General features: G+C 35.4%; 21 protein-coding genes. 7 read left to right on the top strand and 14 right to left on the bottom strand.

Annotation, left to right across the window (positions count from 1 at the left end; translation table 11 throughout):
* Window positions 1-2: 2 nt before the first annotated feature.
* From AACT42_RS12370 to AACT42_RS12355, 4 genes are all read right to left on the bottom strand, one after another.
* A complete protein-coding gene (locus AACT42_RS12370; RefSeq protein WP_094131850.1) occupies window positions 3-1,091 on the bottom strand; it encodes a hypothetical protein in 1,089 nt (362 codons plus the stop codon).
* Between the two features lie 81 nt (window positions 1,092-1,172).
* Window positions 1,173-1,919 (bottom strand): hypothetical protein, encoded by a 747-nt coding sequence (locus tag AACT42_RS12365; protein WP_094182830.1) that lies wholly within the window; start codon window positions 1,917-1,919, stop codon window positions 1,173-1,175.
* A 62-nt stretch (window positions 1,920-1,981) separates the two neighbouring features.
* Window positions 1,982-2,569 (bottom strand): thymidine kinase, encoded by a 588-nt coding sequence (locus AACT42_RS12360; protein ID WP_094132627.1) that lies wholly within the window; start codon window positions 2,567-2,569, stop codon window positions 1,982-1,984.
* Window positions 2,566-3,414 (bottom strand): hypothetical protein, encoded by an 849-nt coding sequence (locus tag AACT42_RS12355; RefSeq protein ID WP_094132630.1) that lies wholly within the window; start codon window positions 3,412-3,414, stop codon window positions 2,566-2,568. The genes AACT42_RS12360 and AACT42_RS12355 overlap by 4 nt, the downstream gene beginning before the upstream one ends.
* A gap of 95 nt (window positions 3,415-3,509) precedes the next feature.
* On the opposite strand from AACT42_RS12355, the gene AACT42_RS12350 reads away from it, so the two are divergent.
* Entirely contained in the window at window positions 3,510-4,202 is a 693-nt protein-coding gene (locus AACT42_RS12350; protein ID WP_094132634.1) for a hypothetical protein, read from the top strand.
* Between the two features lie 8 nt (window positions 4,203-4,210).
* On the opposite strand, the gene AACT42_RS12345 is transcribed toward AACT42_RS12350, so the two are convergent.
* Window positions 4,211-4,552, bottom strand: coding sequence for an iron-sulfur cluster assembly accessory protein (locus tag AACT42_RS12345; RefSeq protein ID WP_094132636.1), 342 nt, complete (start codon window positions 4,550-4,552; stop codon window positions 4,211-4,213).
* A gap of 12 nt (window positions 4,553-4,564) precedes the next feature.
* Window positions 4,565-4,942, bottom strand: coding sequence for a Fe-S cluster assembly scaffold IscU (gene iscU, locus AACT42_RS12340; RefSeq protein ID WP_020331406.1), 378 nt, complete (start codon window positions 4,940-4,942; stop codon window positions 4,565-4,567).
* 182 nt (window positions 4,943-5,124) lie between these two features.
* Between iscU and AACT42_RS12335 the strand changes: the two genes are divergently transcribed.
* From AACT42_RS12335 to AACT42_RS12325, 3 genes are all read left to right on the top strand, one after another.
* Window positions 5,125-5,757: a hypothetical protein gene (locus AACT42_RS12335; RefSeq protein ID WP_094132639.1), complete on the top strand. Its 633-nt coding sequence runs from the start codon at window positions 5,125-5,127 to the stop codon at window positions 5,755-5,757.
* Between the two features lie 77 nt (window positions 5,758-5,834).
* Complete coding sequence (ligA, locus tag AACT42_RS12330) at window positions 5,835-7,901, top strand: NAD-dependent DNA ligase LigA (RefSeq protein WP_094132642.1); 2,067 nt, start codon at window positions 5,835-5,837, stop codon at window positions 7,899-7,901.
* Between the two features lie 126 nt (window positions 7,902-8,027).
* A complete protein-coding gene (locus AACT42_RS12325) occupies window positions 8,028-8,612 on the top strand; it encodes a hypothetical protein (RefSeq protein ID WP_094182829.1) in 585 nt (194 codons plus the stop codon).
* A gap of 13 nt (window positions 8,613-8,625) precedes the next feature.
* Here AACT42_RS12325 and AACT42_RS12320 read toward each other — a convergent pair whose 3' ends face one another.
* The gene (locus AACT42_RS12320; protein WP_094182828.1) at window positions 8,626-8,916 is read right to left on the bottom strand and encodes a hypothetical protein; all 291 of its coding nucleotides are present in this window, start codon (window positions 8,914-8,916) and stop codon (window positions 8,626-8,628) included.
* 437 nt (window positions 8,917-9,353) lie between these two features.
* Window positions 9,354-9,992, bottom strand: a complete 639-nt coding sequence (locus AACT42_RS12315; protein WP_038129090.1) for a hypothetical protein — start codon at window positions 9,990-9,992, stop codon at window positions 9,354-9,356.
* Between the two features lie 114 nt (window positions 9,993-10,106).
* On the opposite strand from AACT42_RS12315, the gene hpf reads away from it, so the two are divergent.
* Window positions 10,107-10,382, top strand: coding sequence for a ribosome hibernation-promoting factor, HPF/YfiA family (gene hpf, locus AACT42_RS12310; protein ID WP_094182827.1), 276 nt, complete (start codon window positions 10,107-10,109; stop codon window positions 10,380-10,382).
* 114 nt (window positions 10,383-10,496) lie between these two features.
* Entirely contained in the window at window positions 10,497-11,564 is a 1,068-nt protein-coding gene (locus tag AACT42_RS12305) for a hypothetical protein (RefSeq protein WP_094134133.1), read from the top strand.
* A 39-nt stretch (window positions 11,565-11,603) separates the two neighbouring features.
* Here AACT42_RS12305 and AACT42_RS12300 read toward each other — a convergent pair whose 3' ends face one another.
* Window positions 11,604-12,020 carry an H-NS histone family protein gene (locus tag AACT42_RS12300; RefSeq protein ID WP_094134134.1) on the bottom strand — a complete coding sequence of 139 codons (417 nt, stop codon included), beginning with the start codon at window positions 12,018-12,020 and terminating at the stop codon, window positions 11,604-11,606.
* A gap of 418 nt (window positions 12,021-12,438) precedes the next feature.
* Here AACT42_RS12300 and AACT42_RS12295 point away from each other — a divergent pair, with 418 nt between their 5' ends.
* Window positions 12,439-12,876 (top strand): hypothetical protein, encoded by a 438-nt coding sequence (locus AACT42_RS12295; protein WP_094134135.1) that lies wholly within the window; start codon window positions 12,439-12,441, stop codon window positions 12,874-12,876.
* Between the two features lie 22 nt (window positions 12,877-12,898).
* Here the strand turns inward: AACT42_RS12295 and AACT42_RS12290 are convergent, their stop codons facing one another.
* From AACT42_RS12290 to AACT42_RS12270, 5 genes are read right to left on the bottom strand one after another with little or no spacing between them, the layout of a single operon-like run.
* Entirely contained in the window at window positions 12,899-13,504 is a 606-nt protein-coding gene (locus AACT42_RS12290; RefSeq protein WP_094134136.1) for a hypothetical protein, read from the bottom strand.
* A 21-nt stretch (window positions 13,505-13,525) separates the two neighbouring features.
* Window positions 13,526-13,837 carry a hypothetical protein gene (locus tag AACT42_RS12285; protein ID WP_141193274.1) on the bottom strand — a complete coding sequence of 104 codons (312 nt, stop codon included), beginning with the start codon at window positions 13,835-13,837 and terminating at the stop codon, window positions 13,526-13,528.
* A gap of 34 nt (window positions 13,838-13,871) precedes the next feature.
* On the bottom strand, window positions 13,872-15,065 hold the full coding sequence (locus AACT42_RS12280; RefSeq protein WP_094134137.1) for a hypothetical protein: 1,194 nt from the start codon (window positions 15,063-15,065) through the stop codon (window positions 13,872-13,874).
* On the bottom strand, window positions 15,055-17,019 hold the full coding sequence (locus tag AACT42_RS12275; protein WP_094182825.1) for a hypothetical protein: 1,965 nt from the start codon (window positions 17,017-17,019) through the stop codon (window positions 15,055-15,057). The genes AACT42_RS12280 and AACT42_RS12275 overlap by 11 nt, the downstream gene beginning before the upstream one ends.
* Entirely contained in the window at window positions 17,016-17,438 is a 423-nt protein-coding gene (locus AACT42_RS12270; protein ID WP_094182824.1) for a hypothetical protein, read from the bottom strand. Before AACT42_RS12270 ends, AACT42_RS12275 begins: the two co-directional genes overlap by 4 nt.
* Window positions 17,439-17,523: the final 85 nt, after the last annotated feature.

Genomic DNA, 17,523 nt, shown 5'->3' with positions numbered 1-17,523 from the left:
ATTTATGTCACTCTTAGCAGCGTCCTAGATAACTCTTCTGTGAGTGATCCCTCCACATTTTTTTCAACCACAGTCACTCCAAACCCATACTCACTTAAGAAGTATTGGATGTAATCTAGGTCTCTGGGTTGGTTTTCATGATCCATATTGATTGGCTTTCCATAATCGAAAGCATAAAAGTTTTCATTTTGTACGTAAAAACAAATCCTGATCTTACCTGTTTCTTCACAGCTTGAAACGACTACCTTGTAATCACTAGGTTTAGCAATAATTGCTTGCTTCGCTATCTCGTATAAGCACTTCTCAATTCGAACAAACGACAATGCTCCCCAAAGCGCCTCATTAGCAAGCATTGGATTTACAACAGATACGTTATACTTAGATGATTTAAAGATAAACTGAACTAGGCATCTAATATCATCTTGAAATGATTCAAATGATTCATAAGTGCTCGCGCTGTTGAATGACTCACCATTATCAAAGAAGTGGCTTTCAGCATCACGTTTAAGTGAAACTCGCATTGGTATCATGAACAGTTCATGCTTGTCACCGCTAACTGCAATCTCGTCTTTTGCGATTATTTTGAAGTACTTTTCATACTCTACATAATCAAAAATTCCTGGTTTGTAATCTTCATAGTTAAAGATTGAGCCTTCAACTTTAACTGTGCAAGTCATACCGTTAGCCGAAAAGAATTGTTCAAGCTTACTTGAAAGATTGTTGCGAATAATTGGCGGTAATACACCATTCTCTTGATGAGAGCCAAAATGTGATTTGATGATAACTGGCAACATCACCAAGTAATCGACACGCTTATCATCATTTTCTTTGTAGTACCTGCTTGATGAAAGTCGTCTGATCAGGTCAATGATGTACGAGCGAGTCAAGTCACTATACAGCGAGTGATTCTTCAGTTTCTCCAGAAGATCACTTAAAGACTCTTGGTTTTTTGAAGCAAAATTAAATGCCAACTTAACAAAAGATTCTACATCTCTGTTCTCTTCAATACTTTTAACGATCTCTTCTAGAATTAAGCCAGGATTATCCATCTTTTTAGCCGCATCGTAGATGCTGTTTGTAGATTCCTTCATTCACTTGCCGTTCATTTTATATTGAAATTGAGGAAATGATACTCCCTTAGTAAGAAAGAATCAATCCCTCAAGATGGTTTTTTAAGCAGACTTTATGTTGTTGATTTTGTTAGCCTTGTGCGAGTTAAGAAAGCTAGCGCTTAGGTTATTGATAAAGAAATCAGCAAGTGTTTTGAACTCTTTTTCTTTAGAATCTTTTTTATTTATCATTCTAAAAACATTAAATCCAACTTTGCTTTTACCATCAGAACCCACTCTCACTTCCACTCTAAACGAAGCTCCGTTGTCAAAGTTAAAATCGTATTGCTTAACACTTGCATCGGTAGCGCAACATTCTTGCTCAGAAACCAAATCAAAACGTCCCATGTAACCTCTACTGCACTTGATGTTTGCAGACTTAGTTTCATAGAATTTTTGAGAGCACATATAAGTGAAATAAACTTCTATTAAACTCTTTAATGATTCATACTCAAATGGATTGCTTATGTAACCGTTGTAAGCCTCAACTCCTACAACCTGCATGTTCTTATCGCAGATAGAACGCGCCTCGAAGTATAGTTTTGGAAACAACTTAGACATCCCTAACAGAATCTCTGTGTCGATTCCTGCATCCTGAGAATTAACCGTTCCTGAAACTAAAGCTGTTGAGTCATTGACCAAGCTTACACACCTCATACCAATAGAGTAATCCGCATTTTTGATTATCGACTTAATTGAATTAAGGGAGTATCCCTTACTCTTAAAGTCCTTTAGGTTATGCTGATTGCAGTATGCTACGAAATCTTTCACTACCGATGAATCGCCTGTTACTTTTATTTTATATTTCATTTTATTATTCTTTTATTTTGTTATTATTTATTTTTTTATTTGATTTTTTTTATTTATTAAATTTATTTTCTCATTTCTTCTTTCCAATGTTTTCTGCAAAAAGAGACATATTTGTCATTGCCACCGATATCAACCTGACTACCACTTTTTACAGGATTACCCTCCGAATCATATCTAACAACAAACGTGGCTTTTTTACCACACTTACAAATTGTTTTGACCTCTCTGATCTTATCAGCGAGCGCCAGTAGTCTCTTGCTACCAGGAAACAACTCACCAAATGAGTCTGTTCTTAAGCCATACGCCAACACAGCTAGCCCAAGGTCGTCAGCAATATCTGACAACTGGTCTACTTGAGCTTCTGACAAGAACTGAGCCTCATCAACAAACACAGCCCTTACAGGCAGTTCACTCTCTTGTGTTTTGATGATCTCTTTAACTTTTTCAAATAGGTTGTCACTAGGCTTAACAGCATGAGCATCTGCCTTAAGACCAATCCTTGAGCCTATTACACCAACTCCTGATCTGTCATCTACCATAGGAGTCATAAGTATCGTACCCATACCTCGCTCATTGTAGTTGTAGCTTGCTTGCAAAAGTGATGTGCTTTTACCAGCATTCATACTTGAATAGTTGAAATACATACTCATTTTCTTCCTACCTTTATTTTTTGCTTACTTAATCGTGGGTTAACTATTTCTTTCCTGAAAGCTCGATACAAGCTTTCAAATCCTTCACCATGATGAATCAAGTACTTACTACCCATCTCTAATTCATGCTGACAAAACTCTTGGATTCCATGTGCTGCCTGATGACAAAACATGGTCAACATATGAAACTGCCATATCTTTGTGGAAAACTGCCCTATATCTGGATCATTTTTGAAAGATGAGTACTCTTCTCTAGTTAGATTAAGAGGTTTGCCTGATGGAGAAAAAAATGACTTCATTGCTAAAATTACTTCGCATTGGACGAGACCGTCCTCTGAAAGATTGATTTCTTCATAAAAACCATATGAGTGCTTTCTAGACCGATCCCAATCGAGAGTAACTTTAATGTCAAAGTTCTTTGGAAGTTGTGGTATAAGTTTTCGCGCTACCGCGATACATTCTTTTTTAAGAGGGTCAACAAGCTTGCTGGAATCTTCCTTGAGCTTGTAAAAAACTTTATTAATTGAAATTTCTTTTTTTTCTTTCTCTATGTCTCTACTCATTGAGTAGACCCAAGACTTTGCTTTATCCCTGCCTATTAACGGCTTACAGACACATAGATAATCAATACGGTCTCTAAGTAATTCCATCTGCTTCACGTCAGAAAATTTGAATGAAGTATCCTTCCCATTAACTTTCTTATTGTTAATGTGAAAAACGCTCGTCATTCTAGTTTCTATGTCTTGAGCCAGCACAAAGTCTTCAGCGGATAATGAATCCTTGTCCATGCCATGATCATGAACATAGCTAAAAACCAGCATTGGTATTTTTTTTACTATACTCATAGATTTGTCTTATCCAAATTGATTTAATGGTCTTATTTTGATAACTTTACATTCTAAACAAACTAAATAACTTTATCAATTATTATGGAGTCATAATGTATGATCAAATTCGGCTGAATTCTCAGGCTATTAAAATGCTAAAAAGCAAAACAGTTCGCCCTGAGACTAGCCTTAACCAACAAATAATAACAACACACACTAAGTTTGCTCGCACCAATTTCAAGATAAACTCTGACAAGGTTGTTATCATCTCGAACGATTTTCAAAAGTCTTGTAAGCTTACAAGCTTGTTTATCCATAAAATTCTAACATTGAGAGATATTGAATCTCTTGATTCAGTTATTTATTTAAATAGGTTTGTTGGCGATCATATTATCATAGATTTTGATCAGCTTAACCATTTACTCACTCATGTTAAATCTGGCACTTCACTACCGAAGTACAAGAAGGTCTACATTATCGCGGGTAAATATATATGTGATAAACGTATTTATGATGCCAGTATCCTTCTAAGAAATCCGACAGAAATTCATAATGTTATCTTATGCCATTTTGATTCAGAATCTGAAACCGTTAAAGCTGATGAATCTAGCAATCCTTTTTCGATGCTGGAAACTACAACATCGACAAGTACAGACACATTAGAAGATAACGACAATGTTCTCATCATTAATAATAATGATAAAAACACAAAAAATGAAAAGCCAGCTTTGGTAACTGACTTTTCAAGTGATTATGTAGAGGGAATCCCAAGCTTTTTGCAGGTAAAGAAGATATTTAACGGTTAAATCCTATTTTAAACGTTAAAGCTTTCACCGCAGCCGCACTGGTCTTTTATGTTCGGGTTGATGAACTCAAATCCTTTATTTAACCCTTTTATTTTATAGTCAAGTATTGAACCATTTAGTAGCACTAAGCTTTTTTCATTTGATACCAAGGTTACACCTTTATCCTGGATAATTACGGATCCAGGCTTTTCTTCGTATGGGACTAAATCGTCTATAAACTCTAAAACATAACTGTAACCTGTGCATCCAGAGGTTTTTACCCCCACAAAGAGTCCTACCCCCTTTTTCCTTGCTTTGAAGGACTCTTGTACGATTCTTGCTGCTTCATCGCTAATTCCAATAGTTTGCATCTGTACTCATTCCTAGTTTTGTTTTGATTTGTAGTTTGCTATCGCGGCTTTTATTGCGTCTTCAGCCAGAATTGAACAATGAACTTTCACTGGTGGTAATTCTAGTTCTTCTGCTATCTGGCTATTGGATATTTCTATAGCCTCATCCACAGTCTTGCCCTTTACCCATTCAGTGACTAATGAGCTTGACGCAATTGCGGAACCGCACCCATATGTTTTGAACTTCGCATCCTTTATAATTCCATTTTCAACTTGAATTTGAAGCTTCATTACGTCACCACAAGCAGGAGCGCCTACCATACCAGTCCCAACATCTTTCGATTCTTTATCCATTGAGCCAACATTTCTTGGGTTTTCGTAATGATCGATTACTTTATTAGAATATGCCATTTTTTATACCTGAGTAATTTACTATGGAATTATGTTTTCATATTTAAAGATTAAATTCAAACAATATCTATAAAACCTTATCCGCACATTAAAATTGAATATAAAATAAAAAATACCCATTAATTGACAATCACTTGCGTTTACAGTAAGTTCTATGCATCGTTCTTTATATTGGTGCTGATATGAATAGAGAATCACTTTTACACTCTATAAGTGGTGAAGTCCTAATTGCTACAGAATTGTTCATAGATAACATGTCCACTGTTCAGCTCAACGGAAGTTGCAATAAGGTAAATGTTCAAGATCTGGTAGAAGATATCGTGATTCTATCTAGCTTTCAGGCTTTCACTATATCTGATGACACACTAAAAAAGGGATTTATTGAGTTTATAAATGATACTATTCTCAACACGGCATATCAAAAAAGTTCCAGTGGTAATGACCCACTTCTCGGTATGAATCATGATGTTTTCGGCAATCTAGTTCTTAAGTACAACCACTTTAATGAGGTAAAGCCAAAATTTCACGATGAACTTTTCGAAAATTCATTTGATTCAGGCATCGAGTTAAAAGATGCTTGCCTTATACAAAAACACTTTTCTGGGAAAAGTGAATTCAACAAGCTTCATCCTGTCCTTCGCCGCTCTATGCTCCCTACGCAAATGGTTAGAAATTTTGAAACCACGGGAAATAGTTATTTCTTATTATACATAGATTGCATTCTAAGGTACATTAATGTAAGATATGTGGAATATGCTGAAGCATGTGCAAGAAAAATTGGCATAGCAACGCAAAAGAAAAGAGAAAACCATTGATGATTGAAGCAGGCTCGCCCTGCTTCTCTACTTAAATCATTAATTAATTAAATAAATAAATTGAAGGAAAGAGACAGATGAATCCTCATGCTCAGATTTTAGATAACAGTGCAATTGAAACATATCAATCACTAATGCTACGTGATGATAAAGGCAGCTATGAACACTACTTGGCTATGGTGTCATTTGCGAACAAATGCAGCACTCAGTATTACGTAAATGATGTTTCAATCATTCCTGATGCAGATTATGACATTCTGTACCGAGAGATTCAAAAGTTCGAAAAATCCAACTCAAACAATATTGAGTCTACCTCACCAACTCAGCGTGTTGGTGACAAGCTTTCTGATAAGTTCAAGTCCGTTAAGCATAAGAAGCCTATGCTTTCACTTGATAACGCCTTCGATAACGAAGAACTTAAAAAAACAATGCAAGGTAAAGCAAGCGTTGGTGGCAAGTACGTAGCGGAATTGAAACTGGATGGTCTAGCACTATCTATTTTTTACAAGAACAACAAGTTTGCATACGCTCTAACAAGGGGCGATAAAGAATATGGCGAGGATGTGAGCCATACAGTTAAAACCATCACCGACATCCCTATGGAACTTGATTGCGACATTATCATCCCTGAACTTGAAGTTCGCGGTGAAGGCTTTATGCTCAAGAAGCAATTAGAAGATTACAATGCCAAAGCCGAAGCAAATGGCAAAAAAGGCTTAGCAAACGCAAGAAACGGTGCTGCTGGAGCAATCCGTCAACTTGATCCTAAACTGAGTAAAGAAAGAAACCTTAGCTTTATTCCTTATGGTCTAGGTTATATTGAAAGTGGCGATCTTGATATTTCTAACAGTCATTTTGAACGACTATCCATGCTGCATAAGTTTGGTTTCCGTAAAAGCCCATACACTAAACAACTTTCATCAATCGAAGATATGTATAATTTCTACGATGAAATTGAAAATATTCGTTCTGATATTCCTTTTGACATTGATGGAATTGTCTTCAAAGTTGATGATGTTGAAAGACAGGAAGAGCTAGGATACACGAACAGAATCCCTCGATTTGCTATTGCTAGAAAATTCCCTGCAATGACAGCCAACACGGATTTAAAGTCATCTGATGTTCAGGTAGGTCGTACAGGCATTTTAACTCCTATGGGGCGCGTAGAGCCTGTGCATTGTGGTGGTGTTACTGTATCCAACATTACCCTTCACAATTTTGAGAAGGTAGAAAAGCTCGGTTTACGAATCGGTGACACTGTAACTATCTCTCGCAGAGGCGATGTAATCCCACATCTTGAGGGCGTACTTGAATCAAATGGTGGAGAGTTAATTAAACCGCCGACTCACTGCCCAGTATGTAATGCACCTACTATGACCAAACCAGATATTATTGGTATCTTTTGTAGTGCAAGGTTAACTTGTCCAGCGCAGGCTATTGAAGCGATCTCGCACTTCACTGGCAAGAAGCAGATGAATATTGAAGGTATCGGTGACAAGATTGTTGAAGCGCTATATGAAAAAGGGGCAATTAAAAATGTCCTTGACCTGTACAAACTAGATATTGACGACATTCAATATCTACCAGGCAAAGGTATCGCAAGCGCTAAAAAAGCGATTGCGAGCATTCAAGCTTCAAAACATTGCCGCTTGGATAAGTTCATCAACAGCATTGGTATTCCTGGTGTTGGCGAATCAACGTCAAACGACTTAATGAAATACTTTGGCTCACTCGACGCGATTATGAATGCCAGCCATGATGAATTAATAAAAGTAAATGATGTGGGTGATGGTACTGCAAGTAACATCATTGAGTTCTTTGCTAGTCAAGAAAACATTGACCTTATCAATGGTCTTCTTGAGGTAGGGATTACCTTTGAAGAAGTCGAAGCTGCATCAAGTGAATTAGCAGGTCAAACGTGGGTTGTTACTGGCACATTGGAAAACTTTGATAAAAACAGCATCAAAGAACTCCTTCAACAGAAAGGCGCTAAAGTAAGCGGCTCTGTAAGTAAAAAGACAAGCGCTGTTCTTTATGGTGATAAAGCTGGAAGCAAGCTTTCTAAAGCACAAGAACTACAAAACAGCGGCGTTGATATTAAGATCTTGAACGAAGCCGACTTCATGGCTCAATATATGAGCTAAGAGTCATCTTCTTGCAAATCAAAGCCGCATCAACGATGCGGCTTTTTATTTGAATATAAATATTGTTGAGCGATCTGTCGGATGATATTATTCACATAATATAAATAATAATAAAAAAGAAATGACATGATTTTAAATAACCAAACTCGCCCAACAAGAAGCTATCAATTTGATAACGCTGACAACGCAATTTTATTCTCTGCAAGGAAAAGACCTCGCATATCTAAATCATATGCTGAATCGCACTTATCCTTATTAGAAGATATGAACAGATGCAAGCAAACCATTTCTGAATCAATTACAGAGTCATTACAAACTGTAAATGGAAAGGTTTGGAAGATTGATATCAAATCGCTTCCATCTATAGGCTTAATTTCATATGTTAGTGAATTAGGACGTGGAATAAGTAAGCCAAACTTTTCAATTGGTTCTGGCTGCTTTTACAATGAATTAGATGACTATCAAATTTCGGATGACCATGTTTATATAGTTTCCAAAAAACCCATAGAAAAGGACGTAATATCTGATGGTATTGCTTATTCTGTAGCTGAAGAAATTGTTGCCACGATTGAATCCTTATCATCAGAGAATGAGATTCAGATGAAAGCCGAAAAAGTAGGAACCAACCTCATTCTAACGATACCAAACGGAAAAAGGCTCGTCACTACACCAGAACTTGAAAAATACGATTTAATAAAAAAGACTGATTAATAATCAGTCTTTTTTATTTCGGCATAAACTCTAGGATTTTACCTTTAACATCATTGCAAACAGACTCAAAATCCACTTTCGAGATCTCACTTGCAAATCCTTTATAGCCACTAATGGTGCCAATTTGTTTAGAGCTAAATGGTGACTGTTCAGAGTTTCTCCAAACCTCCAAAATAGGAACCTTACCTGGACTATCTTCGCATATTACGGCAACCTGAAGCTGTGAATCCTTATAGATTAGCTTCATTGCCCTTTTCAATTCTAGTGACCCAAAATATTGAATAATCGCTTCTTGGTTATTCATCTTAATTTCTGCTTAATTTATTAGTTTTGTTGATTCACTGTTCGTCATTTTAAATAAAACGTAACTTCTAACTTTTGTGGCATCAATCGGGGATAACTTCTGGATTTCGTTTTCCAAAAATGACGATCTTTCGCAAGATTCACAAGTATCAATGTACCAGTATCTTTCCAGTGGAGTAAGCTTGCTTAAACAGCTTTTGCAAGATGTTGATTCAGAGCTAACTGATACAGCCTCTAAATTTTGCTTATGATTAATAACACCTAACCTTGCTTTATCATCGAAAATCAAGGTCATTCTTTCGATTATAGACTCTGCCTTTTGCGATATATCAAGACTCAAAACTTTTACCATTTGATTATTTTGTTTAATGCTATACCAAAAACAAGACAATAGTCAATAAAAAAGAAGCACTTAAAGTGCTTCAATCGACAATGTTTCTACTTCGTTCTGTAAATTGGTTTTCTATTGTAGTCAATTCTACCCTGATTTTGCTTTTCGTAATTCCACCAAAGCTTACATTCCTGGTAGTCATCCCAATCTGACATTTCATGAACCTGATCTCTACCGCTATACGGTACTTTAGATAACTGTGTTTTGATATCTGAAATTGTTTTTTGAGTATTGTATTCTTTTTGCTTAATCAATTTAGCGCGGTTTTCTTCATGCATTTCATTCTGCATTTGATAAGTGGATTCATATTGACCAACCAACTTTTCATAGCGTTGAATCTGCACCTTAAACTGAGCTAATGCCCTATAGGTATTGTATTGGAATTCATGCGCCTTACGCATGGTTTCATCAATAAATGCTCTATTGCTAGAACCGATTCTTGAAACCTTATCCAATTCAGCAGAAAAATGACCAAGCTCAGGGTAAGGACCATCATAGTCAGACACTGAACCAAATTCTCGGCTATAACCTACATTTTTGTACGTATCACAGATTGACATATAAAGCTTTACGTCAACATACCCATAGGAATCTTTTTGCAAAGAGACGTTTTGAGTGGAATATGCCATTGCTGGACTAGCTAATAAAGCAGTTAAGATTCCTGGCAGCATTAATTTCTTAAACATTTTTATGCCTTTGATTATTTATTGTTCTTTTAAATGTATGTTAAACCAATTTGTTTGACATGGCAAAGCATATGAATTAGATTTTAGTTGTGAAATTAAATAAGGAATAAAAATATGATTAAAATTAATAGCAATAGCTTAGAAGTCACTGATGCAATCCGTGCTCATGTTGATAAAGTAATCGGTAAGATCAGTGAGCACTTCCATATGGATTCCGCAAACATTTCATACTCTGCCGAAGGAAGTCAGTTCAAAGCAGTGATTGAGTTCCGCAGCGGTAAGCTTCAAGCTACTGGTACTGAAACTGATCACGATCTGTACAAAGCCTTAACTGATTCGGCAAATAAGGTAGAGAGACAACTCAAAGACCAAAAAGAGAAATCTCTATAACAAGAAAACCCAGACAAGAGTCTGGGTTTTTTTATAAATATAAACTTTGCTGTATAGTAATCCACCAATATGTTAATATTTAAATAATAAATAAAAAATAATAAAGGATTGCTTATGAACATTACTGATTTCAGAAAGGCTCATGACCAATTGTTCGATTGCTTATCAAAAAGTGAACAATTAAAAAATAAAAGCATTCAAGATACAATCAATGCACACGCTGACACCTATTCTCAGAGTGGAACATTTACTGCAAGTGACGTTGTCACGCTTTTGAAGAATCAAAACATAAGCAATCCAGACTACATCTCGTACCTGAATAGCTTATCTTCCATTTTGGAGAATGAGCAGTATCCAGAAATATCTGAGAAGGTCAAAAAGATCACTGAGCACATGAAAAAGTCTAAGGACATTCCTGAAGATATGGCTTCTGGTGTTCATTATGCCCTTAAAGAAATTGAAGGCTACAAGGGTAATGATTTGAAATTGCATACTGCTTATCTTAAGAAGATGCTTGGCAACAATGAAGACAAGGGGTTTGTAAGCGGCGCATTGCAAACCATAGAGTTCTTTAACAGCACCTATAAGGCTCCCGCAACATCTAGATCTAACAATATGTCTACGAAGCTTGGTATGCCAAAAAAGTTTGTGGGTTTTTTAGGAAAGCATGAAAATTTATTTAACTCCCTCAGTGAAACTGATAGACATATTTTTAAGCCATTTAAAAATAGGTTAAATAATTATATTGAGAAGTTATGCAGAGCTGGTGGAAATATAGAAAATATTTCTGTTTGCGATACAATTACTTCCCTATTGTACCAAAGCCTAAATGATCCAGAATATTCAAGATACTTAAAGCTTGTTGATAATATATTAGAAAACGAGCAATACCCTGAAGTATCTCAAAATAAGCTGCAAATCATCACACACATGAGGGAGTCGTCTAAAATACCTGAAGAGGCAAAAGACGGTGTTCAGTTTGCTTTGGAGAAAATAGAGGCATACAAAGGTAACGCATTAAACAAATACATCAGCGTTATGATGATAGATCTCGATGAAATGAAATCCGAAAAATCAAAAGATTTTATTAGCGGAGCAACACAAGCGTTGAAGTTTTTTAATCAACAATTCAAATTCCCGACACAGCAAAAATCGGTATCCATTGAAAATTCAATGAGTTAAAAAAGGAGGCTATGCCTCCTTTTCATATTTTATTATGGATTATGCGCTCTTGATAAGAAAGTCTTCTTTACTTGCGCCGCTATCAATAGCCTTCTGAATTGGAGCTGGTGTACGACCTTGACCAGTCCAGGTTTTTTCATTGCCTTCTTCGTCTTTGTAAACGTATTTAGGCGGAAGCTCTTTGCGCTTACCCTTTGACACAGCCTTGCCTTTAGCTCTCGCCAAGACATCTTCAGCATCAATTCCATCTTCTAGCATCATCTTAACGATAAGATCAAGTTTTTCAGCTTTTAGAGCTTCTTGCTCAGTTAATTGCTCGTCTTCCTTTTGACGCTCAACTAGTAACTCAGCAGCATTTTCTTGAATACGCTCAATTTGCTCAGTACTTAATTCACGCAACGCTGGACGCATTGAACGCAAAGACATTAGCTGCTTAATCTCAATAGTTTCAGACATTGTTTCACCTCGGTATTGTTCGGTAGCACCCTACTGTGAGAATACTAGACCAACATAACTTTCTATGTCAATTAAATAATTAATATTTATTAGTCATTTACACAAATCAGTCATTATTTTTTTCGTCTCATAGCAAGATTGATAGTTTTAGGGTTGATGCAAAACCCTATACAATCAACCGCTTAGGTGATTTTATCCTGCGTAGCGTTCTTAACAATAATAAGATCTATGTATTTTGCTGTATATAATCACAGATAAAAGTAAAGTCAATTTTTGTGAGATTGACCTAATTTAATTGATTATATGATCAGCAATTGACATCATTTCTCGATTTAAATCCCTATGATTTCCAGACTTTTATTGAAGTATTTTGAATTTTTCTGTAGTGTTCTAGAAACAACAATAATGAATCCAACTCATGAAAATCCGAAAAAAGTATAAGAAGAGAAAGATTGTGATGAAAGACAAAGAAGTGATGGTCTATCACTGCCCTTTCAAGGGTTGCCCTGCGAGCAAAGAATGGTTTGGTGATACAAAATCTTTACTCACACACATAGTTGACATCCACAGTGAAGATGAAATTGAAAAAAGGCTTAGAGTAAAGAAGAAAGCTGTTAAAATAAGCCCTACAAGCGATTCAGACGGCTTTAATGTTCCTCACTCAATTAGCATATTCGTAAACGATAGACTACTGGAAGACGTCCATATAGAAGATGTAGGCATCTATGAGACAGAGAACGAAGCTGTCCTATCAAAATGTGAAAGTCTCATAAACCTAAAGAACACCTTCGGACTAACCTTTATTAGTCAAGAGCACCATAGTAGCTCATCAACAACATTACAGTTTAAGAGATAACCCCCGCCTTGAGGGGGCTTTTTTATGCCGCTTCTTTCAAAGAAACCACATTCTTAACATTATTTTTCACATTTATTTTCCATCGTCTTTTTGAAACGGGAATAAGCATGTTATGTTTTGTAAGCTCTCTGATAACCTTAGAAGTAGACTTTTTGAATGTGTTCTCTAGAGACTTTTTACTGACATATTCAGAGTTTTTACAGAAGCAGGTTTCTATGGTTTTTCCTGATTTAAATATAAAAATATCATAGAGAAGCTGATCCCAAATTTTCGAAGTGTAAGACGTGTCTAGGGAAGCATGTGATTCAGTAACTTCATCAAGGAATCGTTGATTTAGAAGTCTGTCGTTGGAGAGTAAATGGACTGTGTCCGAAGGTGTTATATCATGGTCAGAGAGGTGATTCTGCAAGCTTTTGACTAGTAGGTTGTCAGCCTTATCCTTTTCTTGCCGATTAAATATTATAAATTCGATATGGTCGAAAGGGTTATTGTTCGAAAATATTTCTTTAGGTATTGGAACCTTATTTGAACAACAGATAATCAGTTTTGTTTTTTCGTGCGGTATTTTCCAATATGACAATACCTTACTATTACCAGTGTTTTCTATATCCCAGAAAAGCCAGTGCATACAGCCCCCTATATCAGGATACTAGTTTTGACTCATTGGAATCCCCATAGCTCGTAAGATTTTTGAGTTATGCCCATTTTTTTTGGCATCCTCTATTATTGCGAGCAAAATGTCATCCAGGCTTCTATTCTCCGCCACAAAACTATGTAACCTAAACTTATCAATTTTTTGATTTTTGTTATTAATCAGCGTATTTCTAAAGCTGCTATCTCCATCTTGGCAGCTTAAGAACAAAGGAATGTTATTTTGGAAACAAACAAGAGCAATCCTTTCAATTAAAGGGTGTATGTCATCAACATATACTTGTTCAATATCTTTACTTTCATTCATCATAAAATTCCTTTATTCCATATTAACATTAATTAAATTATAAAAAAACATTCTTCACATTAACATTGTATGAGTTATCAAACATTGTTAAGAAATCTCTTGAAGAAGGGCTGACAAGCACAAAACCACCACCATCGTTCTGAATAAACTTTCTCAGTGTTTCTTCAGATAGCTGTAGGATTGTTGACTCTAGTAAGTCACCCGTTGAAATTGCCTTAGAAATATCACACAACGTCCCATAATCACCATTAGAGTAAATCATCTGCATGATATCTTCACCATTACTAATCTTGTAAAGACTCAAGCAATCTGACGGATCGAAAGCTGGGTTCATTTTCGCCAAATCAATCAATGTATACTTCCAATATTGTGATAGCTGCTCTTTAATATGGTCAATATTGATAGTGTCTTTAGTTTTTGATAAGTCTACAGTCTCGTTAGACATCATATTGGTAAAAAGCTTAAGCCTCATTGGAGTGGAGTCCATTAATGTAGCCGCATCTGTACCGCTATTAACAAACCTTGCTGCGTATGAAGCTGCAACTCTAGACTTCCACGCGCTCAAAGAGTCACTATTAGGCTCTTGATATATCATAGTTGTGGCACTTAGATACCTAAATACATCATTAAAACTATTCACTTTGTCTCTAGTGAACATATAAAATGCACCTAACATAACGGAGTTAGATTTAGATACGTGTGATGGGTATTCTGATGACAATAATGAAAATGATGATCTTGATAGAACTTCAAGCGCATAGGCATTCTTATACGAAACACCCAAGTTCTTAGCTTTACTCTCTACGTCATTTCCAACATAGACAATATCAACACCCTGATATGACTTAAAACCCCCATTTCCAACCCTTTCAAGAAGGGATTTTACATCTGGCGTTTCAATCATCTCATACCCTTTTCCATTGGTATCCTTATCGATTTTAATCTTCAGAGATAAATAGTAAGCCTTACTAAACAACTCAATTACACGATCTCTAGAATCTGAATCAAATGAGATAATATATCTATCTTTAAAATACGGGTGATGTGATATTCCAGGTTCACCAATTTTAGAAAATATCCGCTCATCAAAATCTGATATCAAATCATTGCTTTTGATTTCTATAGCCTTACCGTAAGAAAAACCATTAGATGTAAGGTCTCCAGCCACTGCATGGCTGGAGACACTTAAAATAGAAAGTATTGACAGTGCTATTAATTTCTTAATATTCATATCCGATTTTTTCATAAACTTTTTTAATTTCGTTTATTATACCTAATTCACTGAGTTTGAATAGGTATTTCATTGCCAACTGCTTAAGTTCCTTTTCAGTTGTTGTGTTGTCAAGCACATACACGTACCCACTGTAAATAGACAAACGCGCTTTATCATTTGGGTGCTTGTACATTACGTAACACAATTTTCCGATTACTTTACCAGCTTTAGTAATCGTTATAGGTAACTTGCTGCAATTCCTTATCCAATTGACATTGTTTGCCCTATTTATTCCATAACCATCATGAAGATCCTTATAGAAATCGTAGTGATCAGAGAATGTATTGACAATGTCGAATCTGATACCATCAATTGTAAGTGAATCTATCAATAAATTTTTTCTTATATGAGATTGATTCAAAATTGATTTGATATCCGATTTAAATCTTTCTACCGATCTTAAAGAACTTTCTTGACTTATAAATGATCCCTCAATATCTATGTAAGGCTTATTGAGATATTCCCTGTTATTTCTATACAACTTGTACAATTGTTCATTTTCTTCAATAAACTTGATTAAAGAACCATATACATTTTGATGATATTTACTCTGTATTGACTCTAGCTTAGACCAAAACTCTGGGTAATATGATACTTTATTGTACTGTTTAGAGTTTAGAAGTCCTTTTTCAATTTTAACATCCTTAAGTGCAATAAGGTCTTTAATAACCTCCGCATGTCTTGGCTGCCTAACAAGTGCTTTCTCAGCTTGTTTTTTCGTAAAGTTAACAGGGATCAGTACATTCTTATTGCTAGAATAATAGTGATTTATGATATTTACCGCATGTTCTTTAAGAATGGCTGCGTAACCGATAACCTTACATTTAAGTCTCTTTTCGAGCAATTCTCTATGAACACCAGATGTAATATAGTCGGGTAATTCTAATGTTGTTGTTAAATCATATAAAGTTTGCTTATCTTTTTCTTCGGAGCTACTTCTCGGAGAATACTTAAATTCTTGCAAATGATAACCTGGCATCAAATGCTTAATAGAACCATATTTCTCTAAGTAAACTTTACCCATTTTTGGGATTTTATATTCCATTACATTGCAATAAAATGTATTGTTTCTCAATAGGGATACCAACTCAAGCTCTGACTCTAAAACATTTTCTCTAAAGGATTTATTATTGAGCAGAAGCGCAATATTCAATGCACCAAGCGTTCTTTCTTCGTCAAAATTCAATCTAAGCTCATTCTGTTTTTTAATTAGTCGTATAAGTGTATGGCTCGGTCTGGTTGCATTTGTAACTTCAAGCTTTAGCGAGTTTAAAAACATGAGAAACTGTGGCGTAAAGTAAATTTTCTTGGTCGTTAAACACACACCTACTTGAGTACAATTAATATCAAATCCTTTGAGGATGCTTGAAAAATTTCCACTAGGTGATTGCACTATAACTGAGTTAATTAACCTTTTTCTAAACACATCACAGATGCGGTATGTGTCATTAGATGTGGTGTTATGGTAAGAAAAATACCCGTTAACTATATCAATATTTATGGTGTGAGTTTTTTCAAGACATTTAAGGGTATTAGCATAGTCTTCAACATCAGTTTCCATATCACCTAGTCGAGAGAAATAATTCTTGATTAAATCTTGACTCTTATTTTCAAAAATAGATTTGTCTTCTGAAGACTTGAAAACCTGCAAGTTTTTTCTATCTAAAGATAAACCGTTCACTATCTGAAATGAGTTAAATTTTTTCTGCGAATAAGAGTTAGAAAACTTTTTAACAATGTGAAATATATCAATATCATTCAGAACTATTTCTTTTGATAATCCTTTTAGATACATCAAAACACCACAAACTGCCTGACCAGCTACAAATCCATGTTTTGGTAGTTCACAACTAAAGTTCTGTTCGATGAATTTTATTATTTTCTCACCATCATTATTGTAAATATTAATCATATTGCTAATTCCTCTAATTCATATACTTCATTATTATTATTTGATTCGAAATTATCAGAGTCTGGAACTTCTTCAATCTGCTTGTATTCACTATGTGTGATTAAGCTGATGTACCATACTGCTTCATCACTAAGCTCATAGGTATCTATATAGTAATAATCCGAATTCGGATTAAACATAGTTTCTCCAAGACCTTGAAGAGCTTCCCCTTTTGTTTCGTAGTTTGGGAAGAAGAGGAAATCGGTCTCACTCTCTTCGCCCAACCTTCCAAGCTCATAAGGATCAATATCAGTAATGTTTGGGTCTAGTGAAAATAGTAAGTTCCATGTTTTATCATCTACTTGATAAAAAATGAAAATTGCAAATTCATCGCTCTTAATCGTTTCAACATAATCTTCGCTGATGTGCTCTATCTGCATTTTTATTCTCTTTATTATTGGTTCGCGGACGGTTTATTATTTTTTTATTATTTATTAACGACTTTTGTATGAATATCAGGCTCAA

It is taken from the genome of Vibrio sp. V15_P4S5T153, from assembly GCF_963874485.1.
GTDB classification, from domain to species: Bacteria; Pseudomonadota; Gammaproteobacteria; order Enterobacterales; family Vibrionaceae; genus Vibrio; species Vibrio anguillarum.
Note: the sequence above shows the minus strand (reverse complement) of the source record. Positions and strands in the feature narration are given on the sequence as shown.